Here is a 22965-nt window from a genome sequence, read left to right on the forward strand (position 1 = left end):
AAAAGTTTTAACAAAAATAAGGATTAAAATTTATTTCTAGTTTCCTCTTCTTTTTTGTCAAAATTAATTCTTCTATTTTGCTTACGTTGATTAAATCTATATGTGAACGAAGCAATAATGGTAGGATATTTTTGCTTTAAATATATATTAGAAACATAATTTGCATCAAAACGTTTGCGTTTAATTCTATTTGAATTAAAAATATCGTTAGAAGTTATACTAATTGTAGCATTTTTATTAAATATATCTTTGCTAATAGCCATGTTTGCATATGTATAGGCTTGTCTTGTAGAAACAGGCCCTTTTGATAGTAAATAGTGTTTTACATTAGTCTGAAAATTGAACCAATTAGGAATTTTAATTTTAGTTAATAAGCCAAAGTTGGCATTATAACTATTGTTATTAAAATCTTGTGTTATTGTTTTGTTAGCTGTATTTACTATTTGGAACACTCCTGATTGGTCAAAATTAGAAATGCTTGCATTTGCTGTGAAATTAACTATTTTACTAGGTTTATATATGGCTGTTATATTAACAGCTGCATAATTTAATTTACCTAAGTTAATTGGAGTAGATAATAATTTATTAAGTCCATTAACTTGTTCTCCTGTTTCGTAAGTTACGTATTGAGTATAGTCCTTATAAATGGAATATATTAATGTGGATTGTAGGGTTATTCTTTTTCCATAATATAAATAAGTTAGCTGGAAATTGTTTGAATATACGGGGTTTAAATCTATATTTCCTTTATAACTTATGGTTTCACTTAACTTTTGTTCAAAGGGTTGTAATTGATAATAGCCAGGTACTTGATATTTGTGCGTATAAGAAAAACTTAAACTTTTATAGTCGGAAAGACTATAATCTATATAAAAGTCGGGAAATAAATTATTAAATTTTTTATTCTGAATGGTATTTAAATAATCATAATTGATTTTGTATTTTAAAAATTCAGCACGTAATCCAAGTTGGATATAAAATTTATTTAGTTGACTACCTAAAACACCGTAAAATGCATTGCTTTCATCTCTAAAATCAATTTTCTGAGTTGTATTATTTTGTATGTATTTAAAGGGAGTATCTCCAAAATTACCTTCATAACCAACTTCATAATCCGTATTTTTAGAAATGGTATTAGTATATACAACTTTAGTATTAGTGTTTTTTAGAGTATTATCTTGCTTATAATCTTCATCTAAAAAATTGGAATTGGTATTACTAAACTTATTGGTGTAATTTTCTTTATCAAAACTGTTGGATACATAAAGGTTTAAACTTTCACCGTCTTTATTAAACTTCTGATTAAATTCTGCAACTAATTCTACAATTTCATCTGTAAAAGTCCCATCATTTTTTCTATTGTTAATTGCAGTTAAATTGTTATTTGCATCAAATATTTCTGAATATGTTTCAGAATAATTTTTAGCATCAATATTTGTATAATTTACAGAGGTGCTTAGCGTACTTTTTTTAGATAAATAAAAGTCCATACCAACAGTACTAATAAAAGTATTTGCTGGTCGTTGATTAATCGAGTTTTCATTTAAAAATGAAGTTGTAGTATTATTATTAAAATATTCATTTTCATAGCTAGCTACATCTATTGGATTTCTATGTGAATATTGAGTGTTTGTATAAAAATTTAAATTTTTAGTTTTATTATTTAAAGTTAGTAAACCTCCAGAATAATCTTTGTAACCTCCAGTTCCAGTTAAGGAAGCGTTTAGTCCTTCATCTTTACCTTTTTTTAGGATGATATTTATAACTCCCTGCAGAGTAGCACTGTATTTAGCACTAGGATTTGAAATAACTTCTACTTTTTCAATAGTACCTGCTGGAAGTGTTTTTAAGACATCTGATTTTGATAAAGTAGATGTTTTTCCATTTATCATTACGGCAACATTATTTAATCCATTTATTTTTATATTACCAGAAGGGTCCACATTAACAGAAGGAATATTTCCTAAAACTTGACTTACAGTAGCTCCATTAGAGGATATATCTTTACCAACATTAAAAACTTGTTTGTTTTTTTTATATTCTATAGTGCTTTTTTCAGCTACAACTTCAACTTCTTTTAAATATTCAGTATTTAATTCAATGGCAACAGTACCAATATTAATATCTCTAGTAATAGTTGATATATTTAATTTTTTAGCTTTGTATGGATAGGAACCTACAGTTGCAATATAGTTGCCTTTTTCTACATCTACTGTAAATTTTCCTCTATTATTTGTAATGCCTCCATAAATTATTTTACTAGAATCTAAGTTTTTAAAAACAACTGTAATATCTTCTAAAGGACTTTTATTAGATACATCAACTATTTTACCAGTTATAGTATAAATAATTTTTTGGGAATTTTGGCTAAAAATTAGCGCAGGAGTAATAAAGATAAGTAGTAGTAATACTCTTCTCATAAGCTAAGGTTAATTTAATTTACAAGCAATTTTTTATTATCAATTTATTTATTGATAATATCAATCTTTTTTCAAACGTAAAAATACAAATTATTATGAATAAACAACTATTTATGATTAATAAAACGTTATTTGTTTTAAATTAATTTAAATTAATTTGCTAAATTTTTAATGATTATCTAATATCTATATAGGTTTATTATTTTAATGAATTACTAAAAGTTATAATTCTGGGTTTGTTTCATTCTGCTGACCTTGTTGCATTAAATAGGCTTTTATAAAACCATCTAAATCGCCATTCATAACTGCATCAACATTAGCTGTTTCAAAATTGGTTCTAACATCTTTTACTAATTTGTATGGATGCATTACATAATTTCTAATTTGAGAACCAAAATCAATTTTCATTTTATTGGCTTCTATTTCATTACGTTTTTCACGTTGTTTTTGTAATTCAATTTCATACAATTGAGATTTTAACAACTGCATAGCTTTTGTTTTATTATCCAATTGTGAGCGAGTTTCAGAATTTTCAATCATAATTCCTGATGGTTTATGTCGTAAACGAACTGCAGTTTCAACTTTGTTTACATTTTGTCCTCCGGCTCCACTTGAACGCATGGTTTCCCATGAAATATCTGCTGGATTAATTTCTATTTCAATACTATCATCAGCTAACGGATATACATAAACAGAAGCAAAAGAAGTGTGACGCTTAGCATTGCTATCAAAAGGAGAAATTCTAACCAATCTATGCACTCCATTTTCACCTTTTAGATATCCAAAAGCATATTCTCCTTCAATTTCAATGGTAACCGTTTTAATTCCAGCAACATCTCCTTCTTGAAAATTTAATTCTTTAATTTTAAATCCTTGATTTTGACTCCACATACTGTACATTCTCAATAACATTTCAGCCCAATCACAACTTTCGGTACCACCTGCACCAGCTGTAATTTGAAGTACAGCACTTAAATTATCGCCTTCTTGAGAAAGCATATTTTTAAATTCTAAATTCTCAATTAGCAATAATATTTTTTGGTATTGTTTCTCAACTTCGTTTTCAGAAACTTCATTTTCGGTAAAAAATTCATATAAAACAGAAAGTTCTTCAATATTAGCTTTAATAGTTTCAAAATCTTCTACCCACTTTTTCTTAGACCTAATTGATTTCATGACTATTTCTGCTTCTTTTGTGTTGTTCCAAAAGTCAGGATTTGCAGTTTTTTCTTCTTCGTTTGAAATTTCAATTTTTTTCTTGTCAATACCAAGGTAAGTTTTTAACTTGCCCGTACGTTCTTGTAATTTATTTATATGTTCGTTTGAAATCATTTTTTTAATTATAACTACAAAAATAACCTTTCATTTTTAATCTATGCAAATAAATTTAATTAGTGATACAGTAACTAAACCAACTAGTGGTATGTTAACCGCTATGATGAATGCAAAAGTAGGCGATGATGTTTTTAAAACAGATCCAACCGTTAACGCTTTACAAGAAAAAATAGCAAGTATGTTTGGCATGGAAGATGCCTTGTTTTTTCCATCAGGTACAATGGCAAATCAAACTGGAATAAAACTTCATACACATCCTGGTGATAAAATGTTTTGTGATAAATGGGCACATGTTTATAATTTTGAAGGAGGAGGAGCCGCATTTAATTCAGGAGTTACATCCCATTTAATTGATGGAGATAGAGGAATGTTTACGGCAAGTCAATTAGACGAAGCAGTTTCTGGTGGAAGATCAGATATTCATGTACCATATTCAAGATTGGTGGCAATTGAGAATACAACAAATAAAGGAGGAGGAGCTTGTTGGAATTTTAAAGAAATTTTAAAAATTCAAAAAATTTGTAAGCAACAAAATTTAGCTATGCATTTAGATGGAGCAAGATTATTTAATGCTTTAGTTGCTAAAAATGAAACTCCAGAACAATATGGAAAAGTCTTTGATACAATTTCAATCTGTTTGTCAAAAGGGTTGGGAGCTCCAGTTGGTTCTGTTTTATTAGGATCAAAAAAACATATAGAACAAGCATTACGAATTAGAAAACTTTTTGGAGGTGCAATGCGTCAGGTTGGTTATTTAGCAGCAGCAGGAATTTACGCTTTAGATAATCATGTTGAAAGACTAGCAATTGACCATAATAGAGCAAAAATTATTGGAGATGCTTTGCAAAAATGTGATTTAATTAAATATGTTGAACCCATTGAAACTAATATTGTTATTTTTAACGTTATTGATGATATTAATGAAAAAGATTTTATAGATAGATTAAACAAAGCAGGTATTTCATTAATTTCTATGGGACAAGGAAAACTTCGCATGGTTACACATCTAGATTTTACAGAAGAAATGTTAGATAAAGTTGTTAAAACAATTGAAACATTATAAAAACTTTAAACATGAAAAATAAATCACTATTAATTTTAACAACGTTATTTGTAATTTCATTGGGGTTTTCACAATCTAAAGTGGATAAAATTCTAATTCAAATTGCAACAGCTCCTTCTGCTAAGAACATAAAGGCAGATATTACTTCATTAGTAAATTTTGGTACTCGTCATACACTTTCAGATACTATTTCTAATACAAGAGGAATAGGAGCAGCACGCCGATGGGTTTTAAAATCGTTCAATACAATATCTGATAATTGTAATAATTGTTTAGAAGTTAGTTATTTAGGAGATTTAATTAAAACTGATGGGAGAAGAATTACAAAAGACACTAGAATTGTAAATGTAATGGCAATACAAAGAGGAACAACTTATCCAAATCACTATGTTATTATGTCAGGAGATATTGATTCACGAGTATCTGATGTAAATGATTATACTAGTGATGCTCCTGGTGCCAACGATAATGCAACTGGATTAGCAGGAACACTTGAAGCTGCGCGTGTTTTAAGTAAATATAAATTTCCAGTTTCAATTATTTATGTAGGGCTTTCTGGAGAAGAACAAGGTTTATATGGAGGAACCATACTTGCTAAATATGCTAAAGAACATAAATGGAATATTATTGGTATTTTAAATAATGATATGATTGGTAATATAGCAGGAATTGATGGAGTGATTGATAATAGTACTTTTAGAGTATTTTCTGAAGCTATATCAATGAAAACTACAGATAGAGAGAGAAAAATGATGCGTTATTATGGAGGTGAAGTGGATGGGCCTTCAAGACAATTAGCTCGATATATTACAAAACTGGCAACGAATTATATGACTAATTTAAAGCCAATAATGGTATATAGATTAGATAGATTTGGAAGAGGTGGACATCATAAATCATTTAACGATCAAGGGTTTACAGGAGTTAGAATAATGGAAACTCATGAAAATTATAATAGACAGCATCAAGATGTTAGAACTGAAAACGGAATACATTATGGGGATGTTATAGAAGGAGTAAATTTTGATTATGCGGCAAAATTAACTGCGGTTAATTGCTTAACCTTAGCATCCTTAGCTTCGGCTCCTATGGCTCCAAAAAATGTTATGATTGCAGGTGCAGTTAAGCCTTCAACACGTTTAAAATGGGAAACTTCAGATGATAAAAATATAATTGGATATAAAATTTATTGGAGAGATACAACTTCTCCACAATGGCAATACAGTAGGTTTGTAGGTAAAGTTGACGATTACAAATTGAAAAATATAGTTATTGATAATTATTTATTTGGTGTTGCAAGTGTTGGAATTAATGGTGCTGAAAGTATTGTTCAGTTCCCAAATAAATTAATTCCAAGTGGAATGTAATTCATAATAACTATTTTCGACTTATCTAGAAATTAGATATATTATGAATCGATATTTTTTAACAATAATATTAACACTAACTATTTTTACTACAGTCTTTAGTCAATCTATTGTAGCGAAAAAATCAAATATGACAACAAATTTAGAAACAGCAACTTTAGCTAATGGTTGTTTTTGGTGTACTGAAGCTATATTTCAGCGTTTAAAAGGTGTAGAATCCGTAGTTTCTGGGTATACGGGAGGTGATATTAAAAACCCAACATATAGCGAAGTTTCTTCGGGTAGTACGGGTCATGCAGAAGCAATTGAAATAACATTTAATCCTGATATTATTTCATTTCAGGAAATTTTAGATGTTTTTTTTAGCACGCATGATCCAACAACTTTAAATAGACAAGGTTATGATGTTGGTACCCAATATCGTTCGGCTATATTTTATCATTCTGAAACTCAAAAAGAAGTAGCAGAAAAATTTATAAAAGCTTTAACGGATGCAAAAGTTTTTGATAAAAAAATTGTAACACAAATAGTACCATTTAAAGAATTTTATAGAGCAGAAAGTTATCATCAAAATTATTATAATAACAATAAAACTCAAGGATATTGTAGAGCTGTTATTAATCCTAAATTAGAAAAATTCATTAAAAAATATAAAGATAAACTGAAGAAAGATCAATAATGGAAAAGAAGTACCAAATGCTATTGGTGAGTATTATTTTTGATGGTATTGGTATGTTATCATTTGTAATTCCTTTTGTTGGTGAATTTTCTGATGTTATTTGGGCCCCACTTTCTGCATTTATAATGTATAAAATGTATAATGGCATGGAAGGAAAAGTAGCAAGCGTAGTTTCCTTTATAGAAGAAGCGGGAATTTTTGGAACAGATTTTTTACCAACATTTACTTTAATGTGGTTTTATAAAAATGTTTTTAAAAGTATCTAAATATCTAATTTTGTTTAAACAGCCATTTAAAACCAATTCTTGATAAAGTTTTTTTAGAAAAATTAGAGAAAAACTTATATTGACCAAAGAAAAAGCCAACAACTGGTAATGTAAATTGGTAAATTAAAAATACAAGCAAAATTCTTACCGGCCAAAATATCCATGGATTACTGGTGTCTGAGTGCAATCCAAAAATTCCAGTTACGGGTTTTGCCACCCAAGTTGCAAAGGTACCATTTAAAGAGAAAACAATAATTATTAAAACTACTTGGAAATTAGAGGTAACTCCCCAGCGTTCTTTTAATTTGCTCATGGATATATTTAATTTAAGAATCGGTTATAAAATTGATAAGCAAGATAAAAAATATTGCTCAGAAATAAATCTGAGCAATAATAAATAAATTTTAATTTTTCTATCTTCCTCCAAATAATCCTCCTAAAAGACCTCCAATACCACCTTTTTTTCCTCCAGAAGCCATTCCAATAATGTCATCAATTACACTACCATCTCCATCAGCATCTAAAAGTTTTGTTACTAAACTTTGATCATTTGATCCACTACCTAATAAACCTCCTAATAAATTTTCAATACCATTACTATCGGTAACATTTTGCTGTTTAGCTTGTTTACCTAAATAACCCATAATTACAGGAGCAGCCATTTTTAGTAAATTCATTGCAGAATTAAGATCTATACCACTTTTTGAACTCACAGCTTTAGCAATATTTTGTTCTTTTCCTCCAAATACATGTCCTAAAATTCCAGCTCCATCTTGTAATACATTTTGGTTAGTTAGCACACCTTCCAAATTATCTAATATACTACCATCATGCTTTTTAGATAATGCATTTAATAATCCATTAGCTCCATCTGTAGTTGCTGTATTGTTTTTCATTGCGCCTAAAATTAATGGTAATGCAGTTGTTAAAGCAGATGTAGTTTTACCCTTGCTTTCTCCTAATTGTTGACTCGCACTATTTACTAATGTTTTTCCTAAGTCGCTGTTTAATAAATCTAATAATCCTGCCATAATTTTTGTTTTTAGTTGAATGTTTTGTAGGAATGTAAAAGTAAATTTAAAAATATTAAAATGAAATAATGTTTATAAATTTACGTTTTTAATTTAATGATTAAAAATAGAATATTATGAAAAAAATAGTGGGTTTTATTATACTGTTTAGCGGTATTAGTTTGGCAACATTTGCCCAAGAAGTATCTAAACATGCTTTGGGAATAAGGTTTGGAGATAACAACGGATTTGGAGGTGAAATTTCATACCAACAAAAACTATCAGATATAAATAGATTTGAGTTAGATTTAGGTTATAGAAATCAAACGGATTATGATGCTTATAAATTAACAGGAATTTACCAATGGGTTTGGAATATTGATAATGGTTTTAATTGGTACGCTGGTTTTGGAGCAGGAATTGGCTCTTGGAACGATTCTATATTAAATTCAACTAGAAATGATGGCTTATTTATAAATGCAGTTGGTGATGTTGGAATTGAATATAATTTTGATATTCCTTTACTAATTTCACTGGATTTTAGGCCTGAAATAGGTGTAATAGGTGATTATGGTAAAAATACCGATTTAGATTTTGCACTATCTTTACGTTATCAATTTTAAATAGAAAATAAGAATATATAATTTTAAAAAAGCACTTTAAGTGCTTTTTTTATGCATTATACTCTATAAGTTTTAAGTATTTTTTTATCTTTCGAAGAATTTTAAAATAACTTCATGAAAAAATTAGCATTGCATTGGCAAATTTTAATAGGAATGGTATTAGGTGTACTAGTAGGTATTTTATTTACATATTTTGAAGGCGGAAAAGAAATAGTTCAAGATTGGATAAAGCCTTTTGGTAAAATATTTATCAATTTACTTAAATTAATAGCAGTTCCTTTAATATTAGCATCTTTAATAAAAGGAGTTTCAGATTTAAAAGATATATCTAAACTTTCTGCAATGGGAGGAAGAACTATAGGTTTGTATTTAATAACTACAGTAATAGCAGTATCTATAGGTTTACTGTTAGTAAATATTATAAAACCTGGAAATTCTATTTCAGAAAGCACAAGACAGGAGTTAGTTCAAAACTATAGTGGTAATACTACAAAATACAAAGAACAGGCAGCAAAACAAAAAGAAAGTGGTCCGTTACAAGCATTAATTGATATTGTGCCAGATAATATTTTTGGAGCAGCATCTAATAATCGAAATATGCTTCAAGTAATATTTTTTGCAATTATTTTTGGTATTGGACTAATTTTAATTCCTGAAGAAAAATCAACTCCAGTTAAAAAATTCTTTGATGGGTTTAATGAAGTTATTTTAAAAATTATTGATTTAATAATGTTATCAGCACCATATGGAGTTTTTGCATTATTAGCTGCATTAGTAGTTGAATCACCTAGTTTAGATTTATTTAAAGCATTAATTTGGTATGCTTTTACAGTTTTATTAGGATTGGTTTTAATGATTGTCTTTTACAATTTATTAGTATGGGTAGTTACTAAAAAAAATCCTTCAACCTTTTTAAAAGGAATTTCACCTGCACAATTATTAGCATTTTCTACAAGTAGTAGTGCTGCAACCTTGCCAGTTACTATGGAAAGAGTAACAGAACATTTAGGAGTAGATGAGGAGGTAAGTAGTTTTGTATTGCCTATTGGAGCAACTATAAATATGGATGGAACAAGTTTATATCAGGCTGTAGCAGCTGTATTTATTGCGCAAGCCTTTGGAATGGATTTAACTTTAGGTGTGCAGTTAGGAATTATAGTAACTGCAACTTTAGCTAGTATTGGCTCAGCAGCTGTACCAGGTGCAGGTATGGTTATGTTAGTAATAGTATTAGGACAAGCAGGTATTCCAGAAGCCGGTTTAGCATTAATTTTTGCTATTGATAGACCATTAGATATGTGTAGAACTACTGTAAATGTTACAGGAGATGCATCTGTAAGTATGTTAGTGGCTAAATCATTAGGAAAATTAAGAAAACCTAAAGTTAAAGAATGGGACGACAATTATCCAAAAAGATAACTTATTGAATAAATCGATTTTTTAATTCTTCAGTTGGCAACATACATTTTTGTTTTTTGCCAAACCATTTATATCGATGTTTACCTATAAAATCGTATATAGCATCTCTAATAAATTTTGGTATTACTATGCCAATATAACAAAATTTCAAACCTTTACTTAAGTATTTGGAAATCAAAAATATAGCTGTTGATTTTGTATAAATTTTATGATTGTGAATTAAAATAATAGACTTCATTTCTAAATTTTTAATTCCATATTGTAACAATAATTCTTTTGCTGCGTCTGATTGAAGTGAAGCAAATAAGAATTGTTTTTTAGTATCGTGTTTGATAACAAAATTTACAGAGGTATTGCACAAATTGCAAACACCATCAAATAATATAATAGATTTTTTTTTCAAAATATACACGATTCAAAGTTACAAGTTTAAAGTTAAATCGTCTTTTAACAAAAAATTAGTAACATCTATCATTAGCAATTTTTATATTCGTTTAAAACAACAACCAAATGATTAGGATTGAAAAACTACACAAATCGTATCCAATAGGTAAAGATTCTTTGCATGTTTTAAAAGGGTTAGATTTACACATAAAAGAAGGAGAATTTGTATCAATTATGGGATCATCAGGATCTGGAAAATCTACCTTATTAAATATTATTGGCTTACTAGATGAACACGACGAAGGTAAATATTATTTAAACGGTCAGTTAATTGAGCATTTAGATGAAAAAAAAGCGGCAACTCTAAGAAATAAATTTTTAGGATTTGTGTTTCAATCGTTTAACTTAATTACCTATAAAAATGCCTTAGAAAATGTAGCTCTTCCATTGTATTATAAGGGAATAGGAAGAAAAGATCGTCAGAAAATAGCATTGCAATATTTAGAAAAAGTAGGCTTAAAAGAACGTGCCGATCATTTGCCAAGTGAACTTTCAGGAGGTGAAAAACAACGTGTGGCTATAGCAAGAGCTTTAGCTACAAACCCAAAAGTAGTATTAGCCGATGAACCAACAGGTGCTTTAGATTCTACTACTTCTCATTCCGTTATGGAATTATTAAAGGAAATAAATAGAGAAGGAATGACTGTTTTAGTAATTACCCATGAAGAAGATATTGCAGAAGAAACCGATAGAATTGTTCGTTTAAAAGATGGTGTAATTACAAGTGATGAAAGAGTTAACAAAAAAGCAACTATATAAATTATGTTTGATTTAGATCGTTGGCAAGAAATTTTTCAAACTATTAGCAAAAATAAGCTAAGAACTGCGTTATCAGGTTTTACCATTGCTTTTGCAATTTTACTATTTACTTTATTATTTGGTGTAGGTAACGGACTTAAGCATACTTTTGAAAAACAATTTGCAGGTGATGCACAAAACTCTGTTTATATACGCTCAGGAAGAACTACAAAACCGTATAAAGGACTACAAAGCGGAAGAAGAATTCAGTTTAGAAATGATGATTCAAAATTTATAAATGATAAGTTCAATAATGACATCCAATTTTTTAGCCCAAATATTGAACGTTTTAATGTTCAAGCATCATACAAAGGAGAGCAAAACAGGTACACAGTTAGAGGAGTATATCCAGACTACCAACCTTTAGAATCTGCTGTAATTCAAGAAGGTAGATTTATAAGTGTTATTGACTTAAAAGAGAAGGCTAAAGTGATTGCTATTGGTAGAATGGTTGAAAAAGATTTATTTAAAAATTTAAACGCTTATGGTAAAAACATCATTTTAGATGGAATATCCTATAAAGTAGTAGGTGTTTTTAATGATCCAGGAGGAGATAATGATGAACGTTTTATTTATGCGCCATTTACTACCATTCAAGGTATTTATAAACCAAATGATGAATTAGATAGATTTGGATTAACGTTTAATCCAAAATTAACAGCAGATCAAGCTATTTCATTTTCAAATTTACTAACTAAAGTATTAAAAGAAAAACACAAAGTTGATCCAAGAGACCAAAGAGCAATTCGAGTTCAAAATTACGCAGAAGGAACTAAAAACGTACAGCAATTTATGTTCGTTTTAAATGTAATAATTCTGTTTATAGGTATTGGAACTTTGATAGCCGGTATTATAGGTATAAGTAATATAATGGTTTATATTGTTAAAGAACGAACCAAAGAAATAGGAATACGTAAAGCTTTAGGAGCTACACCAAAATCTATAGTTGGAATGATTATGCTTGAATCCATTTTTGTTACAGCTATTGCTGGTTATTCAGGATTAATGATAGGTGTTTTTGTATTAAAAGCTTTAGGCAATAGTTTAGAAAAATATTTTATTGTAAATCCTAGTGTAGAAACTTATGTAGTTGTAGGAGCAACTATAATTTTAATATTAGCAGGTACCATTGCAGGTTATTTACCAGCAAAAAGAGCTTCTAGAATAAAACCAATTGTAGCATTAAACGACGAATAGATATGAGTTTTTTATTTGATAGAGATACTTGGCAAGAAATTTATAGTAGTATTCGTAAAAACAAAATACGAACAGGAATTACCATTATTGGTGTAATGTGGGGTATCTTTTTATTAGTTGTTTTGTTAGGCGCAGCAAAAGGCGTTGAAAATAATTTTAATAGGATTTTTGGGAATTTTGCAACTAATAGTGTTTTTGTATGGGCTCAGCAAACTAGCGAGCCATTTAAAGGCTTTCAAGAAGGTAGAAGATTAACGCTTAAAATGACAGATCTTCAGAATATTAAAAATGAAATAAAAGGATTAGAATTTGTAGTACCAAGGCACCAAACACAGGCATTAGCTATTAATAATTTTAAATCAGGTACATTTGGTATTTTTGGTGATTATCCAGAATTGGATAAGGTTCAAAAAAAGGATATGGTTTATGGAAGATTTATAAATCATGAAGATATAATTAATAAAAGAAAAGTTTGCGTAATAGAAGAAGAAATTTTTAAGCAACTATTTGAAAAAGATGAATATCCAATTGGGACTTATATTAAAATTAATGATATCAATTATAAAGTAGTTGGTATGTATAAACAAGGTCAAGTTGGTACAGGTGGACCTCAAGGTAATATACATATACCATTTACAACTTTTCAGCAAGTATATAATAGGGGAAATTCTATTGGTTGGATGATGATAACTGGTAAGCCAGGTTTTGATATCACTCAAATTGAAGCTGATGTAAAGTTGTTGTTAAAAAACTTACATAATGTTAGCCCTAATGATAATAGAGCATTTGGAAGTTTTAATTTAGGTGAACGAATAAAAAAAGTAACTGGATTTTTAACTGGAATGCAATTTTTAACTTGGTTTGTAGGTATTGCAACTTTAATAGCTGGTGTATTTGCAATTGGTAATATATTATTAATTACAGTTAAAGAACGTACTAAGGAGATAGGAATTCGTAGAGCATTAGGAGCAAAACCTTGGGAAATTAAACGTCAAATTATTTTAGAATCGGTATTTTTAACTGGTATAGCTGGCGCATTGGGAATCATTTCTGGAGGGTTTGTCTTAATGATTATTGATGCAACATTAGGAAGCGGAGAAAACCCAACATTAACAAACCCGACGGTAGATATTCCAGTAATAATTATTGCAGCACTAACATTGGTAATTTTAGGAACATTAATAGGATTGATACCTGCACAAACGGCAGTTAGTATAAAACCAATTGAAGCATTAAGAGAAGAATAATAAAAAGTCATAAATCGAAAATCAACAATAATGAAAAAAACAATAATTTTTGTAACCATAGCAGTATTATTAATAGCTGTTTTAGTGTTTTTTGGAATGAAGAATAGTAAGTCTCCTATTCAATATGAAACAGAAAAACCATTTGTAACCAATATTGTTAAAAAAACAGTAGCTACAGGTAAAGTTGTTCCTTTAGAAGAAATTGAAATTAAACCGAAAGTATCTGGAATTATTGATAAAATATTTGTTCAAGAAGGGGCTAAAGTTAAAGTAGGAGATTTAATTGCTACCATTCGTGTAGTTCCAAATGTTCAATCATTAAATAGTGCACAAGGAAGTGTGAAAAATGCACAATTGAGATTTGATAATACCAAAACACTTTATGATAGAAATAAACTACTATTTGAAAAAGGAGTTATATCAAAACAAGATTTTGAAACAGCAGAATTAAATTATAACAGTGCTAAACAAGATTTATTAAATTCAAAAAATAATCTTGAAATTATTAGAAAAGGTTCTGCATCTGGTATGGGTAAAACAGCAAATACCTATGTAAAAGCTGAAATTACAGGAACCATATTAGAAATACCAGTTCGTAAAGGGAATCAAGTTATTGAAGCTAATACTTTTAATGCAGGTACAACTATTGCTACTATTGCAGATATGACTAAAATGATTTTTGAAGGAAAAGTAGATGAAGCTGAAGTAGGTAAAATAAAAAAAGGAACTGTTTTAGAGGTTTCACTTGGAGCAATAGAAAAGAAAAAATATCCAGCTAAATTAAATTTTATAGCACCTAAGGGAACAGAAGAAAATGGAGCAGTACAGTTTAAAATTAAAGGAGATGTTACTTTAGATGATGAATACTTTGTTAGAGCTGGTTATAGTGCTAATGCCGATATTGTTTTAGCAAAAAAAGATAGTGTTTTAGCAATTAAAGAAGCTTTATTACAATTTGATAAAAAAACGGAAAAACCTTTTGTAGAAGTTAAAACAGGAGATCAAGAATTTGAAAAGAAAGATGTTGAGTTAGGAATTTCTGATGGAATTAACGTTGAAATCCTTTCAGGAGTAGCTAAAGATGATGAAATTAAAATCTGGAATAAAACTTCAAAAAAGGATAAAGACGAAGAAAATAACAACTAAATAATTTTAATATAAATTTATGAGCGTTTTAATTTATTTTAAAACGCTTTTTTTATATCTTTATACAACCACAATATTATATACATTATAAGTATTAAAATTCAAAATATTTATGATTTTTATCAATGGGAAATTATAATAAAATTCAGAACTTTATAATATAAATTTAAAAAGGAAATAGGATATGGAAAGTCAGTTAGTATTCTTAAGTGATCTAAACTTCAACTTAGATGTTTGGAAAAGAGAGTTGAAATTTCAAGAAAGCGAAATGGATTATTTCGAAGAAAAATTAGAGGAAGTTGTAATGCGGAAATTAGGTGTAGAAGTAGATGTTCAATTAGAGAAATTTCAGAATAAGATAATTAGGGAAAAAGAAGTGATGGGACACTTAAGACATAGAATTAGAATGAAGAAAAGAGAGATAGCTCAAACTAAATTTGAAGATGGGAGTGAAGCTAAATTTCACGAAAAACAAGTTCTACTTAGAGAAGAAATGAAAACATTTATTAAAATGCATTATCAGCTTAAAGAAGAGATGATGGATTTTTTCTTAAAATATTTATAAAAAAAGAGCCGTTTTTAAACGGCTCTTTTTTTTTAAATAAATTGGTTTGAAATTTTTTCTGCTTTTTTACTTTCTGTATAATCGTAAAAACCTTCACCAGACTTAACACCAAGTTTACCTGCTTGAACCATATTAACTAATAATGGGCAAGGTGCATATTTTGGATTTTTAAACCCGTCATACATTACATTTAAAATAAATAAGCAAACATCTAAACCTATAAAATCAGCTAATTGTAAAGGACCCATTGGATGCGCCATTCCTAATTTCATTACGGTATCAATTTCATAAACTCCTGCAACTCCATTATATAAAGCTTCAATAGCTTCATTAATCATTGGCATTAAAATTCTATTTGCTACAAATCCTGGATAATCATTAACTTCAACAGGAACTTTACCTAATTCTTTAGATAAATCCATAATACTAGAAGTCACTTCATTTGAAGTAGAATATCCTCTAATGATTTCAATTAATTTCATAATTGGCACAGGGTTCATGAAGTGCATACCAATAACTTTTTCAGGTCTGCTAGTAACCGAAGCAATTTTAGTAATAGAAATTGAAGAAGTATTGGTAGCCAAAATAGCATTTTTAGGAGCTTCAGAGTCTATTTGTTTAAATATTTTTAATTTTAAATCTATATTTTCAGTCGCAGCTTCTACTACTAAATCTACATTTTTTACACCTTCAGAAATAGAAGTAAAAGTAGTTATATTTTGAAGTGTTTTATTTTTTGTTTCTTCTGTAATTTTTTCCTTAACTAGTAATCTATCTAAATTTTTTGTAATAGTAGCTAATCCTCTAGCTAAAGCTTCTTCAGAAATATCAATTAAGTTAACAGTAAAATTATTTTGGGCAAATACATGAGCAATTCCGTTACCCATTGTTCCTGCTCCAATAACAGCTATATTTTTCATAATTTATTTTATTTAAAAGTCATTTATTATCATATGTGCAACTCTCAAGGCTTCTGTGCCTTGTTTTAAAGAAACTATTGGAGTTGTATTATTATTTATTGCATCAGCAAAAGTTTCCAATTCATCTAAAATAGCATTGTTAGCCTGAACTTCTGGATTTTCAAAGTAAATCTGTTTTTTTATTCCTTCGGCATTTTGTAAAATCATATCAAAATCTCCAGGTTTTTCTGGCGCATCTTTCATTCTAACTACTTCTGTAGCTTTTTCAAAAAAGTCAACAGCTATGTAAGCATCTTTTTGAAAAAAACGAGTTTTACGCATATTTTTTAAGGATATTCTACTTGCAGTTAAATTTGCAACACAACCATTTTCAAATTCAACTCTAGCATTTGCAATATCAGGAGTGTCACTAATTACAGAAACACCACTTGCGCTTACATGGGCTACTTTTGAATTTACAATACTTAAAATAATATCAATATCATGGATCATTAAATCTAAAACAACAGGAACATCTGTACCTCTTGGATTAAACTCCGCTAATCGATGACTTTCAATAAACATTGGATTATGAATTTTATCTTTAACCGCAGTAAATGCTGGGTTAAATCGTTCAACGTGTCCAACTTGTCCTTTTACTTTGTACTTTTCTGTTAACTCAATTAAAGCATCAGCTTGTTCAATAGTTTTTGTAATTGGCTTTTCAATAAAAATATGTTTTCCTGCTATAATTGATTCTTTAGCACAATCAAAATGAGAAAGTGTTGGAGTAACAATATCAACTACATCTACATTCTTTATGAGTTCACTAACATTTTTAAAAGCTTTATAACCAAAATCTTTAGCAACTTTTTCAGCATTTTCTTCAATTGGATCATAAAAACCAACTAAATTATATTTTTTGGATTGTTGTAATAATTTTAAATGAATTTTTCCAAGATGCCCAGCACCTAAAACTCCTACGTTAAGCATAGTTTATTATTTAATTTTATGATAACAAAAGTACTAATCTTTATGCATTTATTCCTACTTTTAGCTTTTGAAATTTAATTAAATAGTGAAAGATACACACAAACATAAAGGACTTAGAAATCAATTAGTAAGCACTATCAAAAATAAAGGAATTGAAGATGAAAATGTTTTAAATGCTATTGCTAAAGTGCCACGTCATTTATTTATGGATTCAGGATTTGTAGATTTTGCATACCAAGATAAAGCATTTCCAATAGCAGCTGAGCAAACCATCTCTCAACCTTATACAGTTGCATTTCAAACAGAATTATTAGAGGTTAAAAATGGAGATAAAATTTTAGAAATTGGAACAGGCTCTGGTTATCAAACAGCTGTTTTAATTGAAATGGGCGCAAAAGTTTATACTATTGAACGTCAAAAGGAATTGTTTAAAAAAACCAATTTATTTTTGCCCAAGTTAGGATATGCCCCAAAAAGAATGATATTTGGTGATGGTTACAAAGGATTACCAACGGAAGCTCCATTTGATGGAATTATAGTAACTGCCGGAGCTCCGTTTGTGCCAAAGCCTTTGTTAGCACAACTTAAAATAGGAGGTAGGTTAGTTATTCCAATTGGAGATGACACTCAAGTTATGACACTTTTTATAAGAACTGCAGATAAGAAATTTGAAAAATACGAACTGGGAAACTTTAAATTTGTTCCTATGTTGAAAAAAAAGAATTAGGTTTTAAATATAAAAAGCCAAGGTCAACCTTGGCTTTTTTAATAAATTAGAAATAGTATTATTTATTCTTCAACTCTATACCAATATTGAGTTCTACCAATTAAAGCAAAACCAATATAACCTCTAACTTTTAGTTTGTTAGGTTCTTCAAGAGTTATATAACATTTATATACTTTGCCTGTTTTAGGATCTAAAATTTTACCATCATTCCATTCGTCATCATCTTTAGATAATCCATTAATAATTTCCATTCCTTTAATAGGTTTATCTTTTTTTGCTCCTTTACATTTATCACAAATTTCATTTTCTTTTCCTTTTTCTAAAAGTTGTTCAACTTTAGCATACGCTTTTCCATCTACATTATAAATTTCTACAATAGATTTTTCAACACCAGTATTATCATCAATAGTTTTCCATTTACCAAAAATAGATTGTGCATTACTAATAAGAACGGAAGCAAATATTAATGAAATTGCTAAAAAAATATGTTTTTTCATGAGTTTAAAAATTTATGTTTATTTATAATAAGTTTTATGTTAATCGTATTTAGCATTAAAATTTTTGTGCCATTTTCCTTGAACTTTTAATACTTGCTCAATTACATCTCTTACACAACCTTTTCCACCTTTTTTTTGTGAAACATATAAAGATATTTCTTGTATTTCTGGCACTGCATCTTTTGGACAACTTGGCAATCCAACTTTTTTCATTACAAGATAATCAGGAATATCATCGCCCATATATAAAATATTTTCAGGTTTAATATTTTTTGAATTAATATAAGTTTCAAACTGTTCAATTTTATGATGTGTTCCTAAATAAATATCTTGAATGCCTAGTCCATTTAAACGAGTTCTAACTCCTTCATTATTTCCTCCAGAAATTATGCAAACATTAAACCCTTCTAAAACAGCAGTTTTTAAAGCAAAACCATCTTTAGTGTTCATATTCCTAACTAACTCACCATCAGTAGTTATAGTAACTTCTCCATTAGTTAAAACACCATCAACATCAAAAATAAAAGTTGTTATTTCTGGCATTATTTCTTTATAACTTTTTTCCATATGTTTTTATGATAGAATTGCTAAGCAATGTATAAATTTCTTTTGATTTTTTTGGTAACAATTCTAACTGTTTTTCCATAGTTTTTACATCGTTTCTTTTTGCAGGTCCAGTTTGTGCTTCAAAAGGGGAGAGTTCCTCTAATTTTTCAGAAGTTTCTTTTATTAGTGGATGCAAAATTTCAAAAGGAATATTATTTTCATCGCAAATTTTGTTACCTAAATAATATAAATGGTTCACAAAATTGTTAACAAAAACAGCCGCTAAGTGTAATTGTTTTCTTTGTTCAGAATTTATAATATAGCACTTGTTTGAAATTATTTTAGCTAACTGTTCTAATAATTTTAAATCACTAGAAGTCTCTGCTTCAATACAAATAGGAACAGTGCTAAAATCTACTTTTTTATTTTTACTAAATGATTGTAAAGGATAAAAAATACCTTTGTTACTGCTTGACTGCAAGTCATTTATAGAAACACTTCCTGAGGTGTGTACTACTAATTTATTTAAAAGTATCAGTTGTTTGGAGAAAGTAGAAATTGCATCATCTGAAATTGAAATAATATAAATATCACCATTTTTATTAAGTCTAGATAAGTTATCTGTTATTTCTACAGAAGGCTTTAAATATTCAATTTTAGTCAGGTTTTTATTATAAACTTGTAGTAATTCAACTTTATTAGTTTTCAATAAAACATTAGTCAAATGGAAGGCAACATTTCCAGCTCCGAGTATTACAACTTTAATCATACAACGAATATAATTGAATTGAATGATAAAAAAAATTCCACCTTTTAAAAAAAGATGGAATTTTTAATATTAATTAAAACTATTTAAAATATAATTAAGCTTGTTCTTTAATTGCAGCTTGTGCGGCAGCTAAACGAGCGATTGGCACTCTAAAAGGAGAACAACTTACATAATTCATGCCAACACTGTGGCAAAATTCAACAGAACTAGGTTCTCCACCGTGTTCTCCACAAATACCAACTTTAAGTTTTGGATTTGTAGAACGACCTTTTGAAGTTCCTATTTCAACTAATTGTCCAATTCCTTCTTGATCTAATACTTGGAAAGGATCAGATTTTAAAACACCTTTTTCTATATAAATTGGTAAGAATTTACCAGCATCATCACGTGAATAACCAAAGCCCATTTGAGTAAGGTCATTTGTTCCAAAAGAGAAAAACTCTGCAGCTTCAGCAATTTTATCTGCAGTTAAAGCAGCTCTAGGAATTTCAATCATTGTTCCAACTAAATAATCTATTCTATCTCCTTTTTCTTCAAAAACTTGTTCAGCAATACGTCTTACAATTTCTTCTTGTAATTTAAATTCTTTTACTGTTCCAATAAGAGGAATCATTATTTCAGGGAATGTTTTTACTCCCTCAGCTTTTAATTCCATTGCAGCTTCAATAATAGCTCTTGCTTGCATTTCTGTAATTTCAGGATACGTAATTCCTAATCTACAACCTCTATGCCCAAGCATTGGATTAAATTCTTTAAGGTCTTCCACTTTTTGTTTAATAGCTTCCACAGAAATACCCATTTCATCTGCCATTTCTTTTTGATTTTCTTCTTCATGAGGTACAAATTCATGTAAAGGTGGATCTAATAAACGAACGGTTACAGGGAATCCTGCCATTGCAGCAAAAACGTCTTTAAAGTCTTTACGTTGAATAGGTAATAACTTATTTAAAGCTTCTCTTCTTCCAGCTTCATCTTCTGCTAAAATCATTTCTCGCATACGAACTAAACGTTCTCCTTCAAAAAACATGTGTTCAGTTCTACAAAGACCAATACCTTCAGCTCCAAATTGCACTGCTACTTTGCATTCTCTTTCTGTTTCTGCATTAGTTCTAACACCAAGTTTTCTGTATTTATCGGCAAGTTTCATTATTTCACCAAAATTTCCACTTAGCTCAGCATCTTTAGTTCCAATTTTACCATCGTAAACCTCACCTGTAGAACCATTTAAAGAAATCCAATCACCTTCCTTCAATTCTTCACCATCAATGGTCATTACTCTTGTTTTGTAGTTGATTTGAATATTACCAGCACCAGAAACACAACATTTACCCATTCCTCTAGCAACAACTGCTGCATGAGAAGTCATACCTCCACGAGCAGTTAAAATACCTTTTGCTATATTCATTCCTTCTAAATCTTCAGGAGAAGTTTCTACACGAACAAGAATAGATTGAGGATATTTATTTGCTTCGTCAGCAAAGAAAACAATTTGACCAGTTGCAGCACCAGGAGAAGCAGGTAATCCTTTAGCTAAAACTTTAGCTGCTTTAATTGCATCACCATCAAAAACTGGGTGTAAAAGTTCATCAAGTTTAGCTGGTTCTTGCATTAATAAAGCTTCTTTTTCTGTAATCATACCATCTTTTAATAGCTCCATTGCTATTCTAACCATAGCTGCAGCGGTACGTTTACCATTACGAGTTTGTAACATCCAAAGTTTACCATCTTGAATAGTGAACTCTAAATCTTGCATGTCATTGTAATGTTTTTCAAGAATATCTTGAGTGTTATTTAATTCTTCATAAATAGCTGGCATTAATTCTTCTAATGAAGGATATTTATTTTTTCTGTCTTCTTCACTAACACCTGCTAAAACTGCCCATCTTTTTGAGCCTTCTAGGGTGATTTGTTGTGGAGTTCTAACACCTGCAACTACATCTTCACCTTGTGCATTTATTAAATATTCTCCGTTAAAAACATTTTCACCAGTTGCAGCATCTCTAGTAAAAGCAACACCTGTACCAGAATTATTTCCCATATTTCCATAAACCATAGCTTGTACGTTTACAGCTGTTCCCCATTCTTCAGGGATTTGATTCATTCCTCTATAATATATAGCTCTAGGATTCATCCAGCTATCAAAAACGGCTGTGATACTTGCCCAAAGCTGATCCCAAGGATCTTCAGGGAATTCTTCTCCTGTATATGCAGTACAAGCAGCTTTAAAGTCCGCTACCATTTGTTTTAAGTCTTCAACTTCTAATTCAGTATCTAATTGAACACCTTTAGCTTCTTTAGCTTTATGAATGATTTCTTCGAATGGATCATGATCTTCTTTTGATTTTGCGCCAACACCTAAAACAACTCCACCAAACATTTGAACAAAACGTCTATAAGAATCCCAAGCAAATCTTGCATTACCAGTTTTTGCAATTAGTCCTTGAACAGAGTTATCATTCATACCAAGGTTTAATACGGTATCCATCATTCCTGGCATTGAGACTCTTGCACCAGAACGAACTGAAAGTAAACAAGGATTTTCATTACTTCCAAATTTTGTTCCCATTAAGTTTTCTACATTGGCAACAGCTTCTTCAACATCGTTTTTTAATAAAGCAACAACTTCATTTTTACCGTATTTATTATATTCAGTACAAACATCTGTAGTAATTGTAAATCCTGGAGGTACAGGAATTCCAATTGCACTCATTTCAGCCAAATTAGCTCCTTTACCACCTAACAAATTTTTCATGGTACTATTACCATCAGCGGTTTTATTACCAAATTTATAAACTCGTTGTTTAACGTCTTTTAGCGTCTCCATCTTTATATTTTATTTTAAATTATTTTAGTTTTTAAAAAGTACTACAAAAATAAGGATTGCTAATTTGTTTTTTGTGACATATATCATTGATTTTTAGTACGAAAACGTTTTAGTTATAAAAATTACAAAAA

23 protein-coding genes are annotated in these 22965 nt (G+C 29.3%); 12 read left to right on the forward strand and 11 right to left on the reverse strand.

The genetic code is table 11. The annotated features are described in order from the left end of the window. Positions 1–23: 23 nt before the first annotated feature. Both R3342_RS00250 and prfB read right to left on the reverse strand, forming a co-directional pair. Positions 24–2420, reverse strand: coding sequence for a TonB-dependent receptor domain-containing protein (locus R3342_RS00250; protein WP_318937519.1), 2397 nt, complete (start codon positions 2418–2420; stop codon positions 24–26). Between the two features lie 222 nt (positions 2421–2642). Then, positions 2643–3752, reverse strand: coding sequence for a peptide chain release factor 2 (gene prfB / locus R3342_RS00255; RefSeq protein WP_318937521.1), 1110 nt, complete (start codon positions 3750–3752; stop codon positions 2643–2645). Positions 3753–3795: 43 nt separating this feature from the next. Here prfB and R3342_RS00260 point away from each other — a divergent pair, with 43 nt between their 5' ends. The 4 genes from R3342_RS00260 (at position 3796) to R3342_RS00275 (ending at position 7130) form a co-directional block, all read left to right on the forward strand. After that, complete coding sequence (locus R3342_RS00260) at positions 3796–4818, forward strand: GntG family PLP-dependent aldolase (protein ID WP_318937523.1); 1023 nt, start codon at positions 3796–3798, stop codon at positions 4816–4818. Between the two features lie 11 nt (positions 4819–4829). Further along, positions 4830–6185: a M28 family metallopeptidase gene (locus R3342_RS00265; RefSeq protein ID WP_318937524.1), complete on the forward strand. Its 1356-nt coding sequence runs from the start codon at positions 4830–4832 to the stop codon at positions 6183–6185. A gap of 130 nt (positions 6186–6315) precedes the next feature. Beyond that, a complete protein-coding gene (gene msrA, locus R3342_RS00270) occupies positions 6316–6864 on the forward strand; it encodes a peptide-methionine (S)-S-oxide reductase MsrA (protein WP_318937526.1) in 549 nt (182 codons plus the stop codon). Then, positions 6864–7130, forward strand: a complete 267-nt coding sequence (locus R3342_RS00275; protein WP_318937528.1) for a hypothetical protein — start codon at positions 6864–6866, stop codon at positions 7128–7130. Before msrA ends, R3342_RS00275 begins: the two co-directional genes overlap by 1 nt. Before the next feature lie 4 nt (positions 7131–7134). Here R3342_RS00275 and R3342_RS00280 read toward each other — a convergent pair whose 3' ends face one another. Further along, entirely contained in the window at positions 7135–7443 is a 309-nt protein-coding gene (locus tag R3342_RS00280; protein ID WP_318937530.1) for a DUF6787 family protein, read from the reverse strand. Between the two features lie 100 nt (positions 7444–7543). Next, complete coding sequence (locus tag R3342_RS00285; protein WP_318937532.1) at positions 7544–8161, reverse strand: DUF937 domain-containing protein; 618 nt, start codon at positions 8159–8161, stop codon at positions 7544–7546. A gap of 116 nt (positions 8162–8277) precedes the next feature. Between R3342_RS00285 and R3342_RS00290 the strand changes: the two genes are divergently transcribed. Beyond that, a complete protein-coding gene (locus tag R3342_RS00290) occupies positions 8278–8763 on the forward strand; it encodes a hypothetical protein (RefSeq protein ID WP_318937533.1) in 486 nt (161 codons plus the stop codon). Positions 8764–8877: 114 nt separating this feature from the next. Continuing rightward, a complete protein-coding gene (locus R3342_RS00295) occupies positions 8878–10182 on the forward strand; it encodes a dicarboxylate/amino acid:cation symporter (protein ID WP_318937534.1) in 1305 nt (434 codons plus the stop codon). A gap of 1 nt (position 10183) precedes the next feature. Here the strand turns inward: R3342_RS00295 and R3342_RS00300 are convergent, their stop codons facing one another. After that, positions 10184–10594: a thiol-disulfide oxidoreductase DCC family protein gene (locus R3342_RS00300; RefSeq protein ID WP_318937535.1), complete on the reverse strand. Its 411-nt coding sequence runs from the start codon at positions 10592–10594 to the stop codon at positions 10184–10186. Positions 10595–10692: 98 nt separating this feature from the next. Here R3342_RS00300 and R3342_RS00305 point away from each other — a divergent pair, with 98 nt between their 5' ends. The 5 genes from R3342_RS00305 to R3342_RS00325 all read left to right on the forward strand — a co-directional run bounded on the left by R3342_RS00305 (position 10693) and on the right by R3342_RS00325 (position 15579). Next, the gene (locus R3342_RS00305; protein WP_318937536.1) at positions 10693–11385 is read left to right on the forward strand and encodes an ABC transporter ATP-binding protein; all 693 of its coding nucleotides are present in this window, start codon (positions 10693–10695) and stop codon (positions 11383–11385) included. A gap of 3 nt (positions 11386–11388) precedes the next feature. Continuing rightward, entirely contained in the window at positions 11389–12621 is a 1233-nt protein-coding gene (locus R3342_RS00310) for an ABC transporter permease (RefSeq protein ID WP_318937538.1), read from the forward strand. A gap of 2 nt (positions 12622–12623) precedes the next feature. Beyond that, a complete protein-coding gene (locus tag R3342_RS00315) occupies positions 12624–13868 on the forward strand; it encodes an ABC transporter permease (RefSeq protein WP_318937539.1) in 1245 nt (414 codons plus the stop codon). Positions 13869–13898: 30 nt separating this feature from the next. After that, positions 13899–15014, forward strand: coding sequence for an efflux RND transporter periplasmic adaptor subunit (locus R3342_RS00320; protein WP_318937540.1), 1116 nt, complete (start codon positions 13899–13901; stop codon positions 15012–15014). Positions 15015–15282: 268 nt separating this feature from the next. Further along, positions 15283–15579, forward strand: coding sequence for a hypothetical protein (locus R3342_RS00325; protein WP_318937542.1), 297 nt, complete (start codon positions 15283–15285; stop codon positions 15577–15579). Between the two features lie 32 nt (positions 15580–15611). Here R3342_RS00325 and R3342_RS00330 read toward each other — a convergent pair whose 3' ends face one another. Further along, positions 15612–16499: a 3-hydroxybutyryl-CoA dehydrogenase gene (locus R3342_RS00330; protein ID WP_318937543.1), complete on the reverse strand. Its 888-nt coding sequence runs from the start codon at positions 16497–16499 to the stop codon at positions 15612–15614. 12 nt (positions 16500–16511) lie between these two features. Then, complete coding sequence (locus R3342_RS00335) at positions 16512–17471, reverse strand: Gfo/Idh/MocA family oxidoreductase (RefSeq protein ID WP_318937545.1); 960 nt, start codon at positions 17469–17471, stop codon at positions 16512–16514. A gap of 85 nt (positions 17472–17556) precedes the next feature. Between R3342_RS00335 and R3342_RS00340 the strand changes: the two genes are divergently transcribed. Continuing rightward, positions 17557–18198, forward strand: coding sequence for a protein-L-isoaspartate(D-aspartate) O-methyltransferase (locus tag R3342_RS00340; RefSeq protein WP_318937546.1), 642 nt, complete (start codon positions 17557–17559; stop codon positions 18196–18198). Positions 18199–18260: 62 nt separating this feature from the next. On the opposite strand, the gene R3342_RS00345 is transcribed toward R3342_RS00340, so the two are convergent. From R3342_RS00345 to ppdK, 4 genes are all read right to left on the reverse strand, one after another. Then, on the reverse strand, positions 18261–18695 hold the full coding sequence (locus R3342_RS00345) for a DUF2147 domain-containing protein (protein WP_318937547.1): 435 nt from the start codon (positions 18693–18695) through the stop codon (positions 18261–18263). Positions 18696–18734: 39 nt separating this feature from the next. After that, complete coding sequence (locus R3342_RS00350) at positions 18735–19262, reverse strand: KdsC family phosphatase (protein WP_318937549.1); 528 nt, start codon at positions 19260–19262, stop codon at positions 18735–18737. Then, positions 19246–20010: a DUF2520 domain-containing protein gene (locus R3342_RS00355; RefSeq protein WP_318937550.1), complete on the reverse strand. Its 765-nt coding sequence runs from the start codon at positions 20008–20010 to the stop codon at positions 19246–19248. Before R3342_RS00355 ends, R3342_RS00350 begins: the two co-directional genes overlap by 17 nt. Before the next feature lie 94 nt (positions 20011–20104). Beyond that, entirely contained in the window at positions 20105–22834 is a 2730-nt protein-coding gene (ppdK, locus tag R3342_RS00360; protein WP_318937551.1) for a pyruvate, phosphate dikinase, read from the reverse strand. Positions 22835–22965 lie beyond the last annotated feature (131 nt).

The sequence above is a fragment of the Lutibacter sp. genome (assembly GCF_033723435.1).
GTDB lineage: Bacteria > Bacteroidota > Bacteroidia > Flavobacteriales > Flavobacteriaceae > Lutibacter.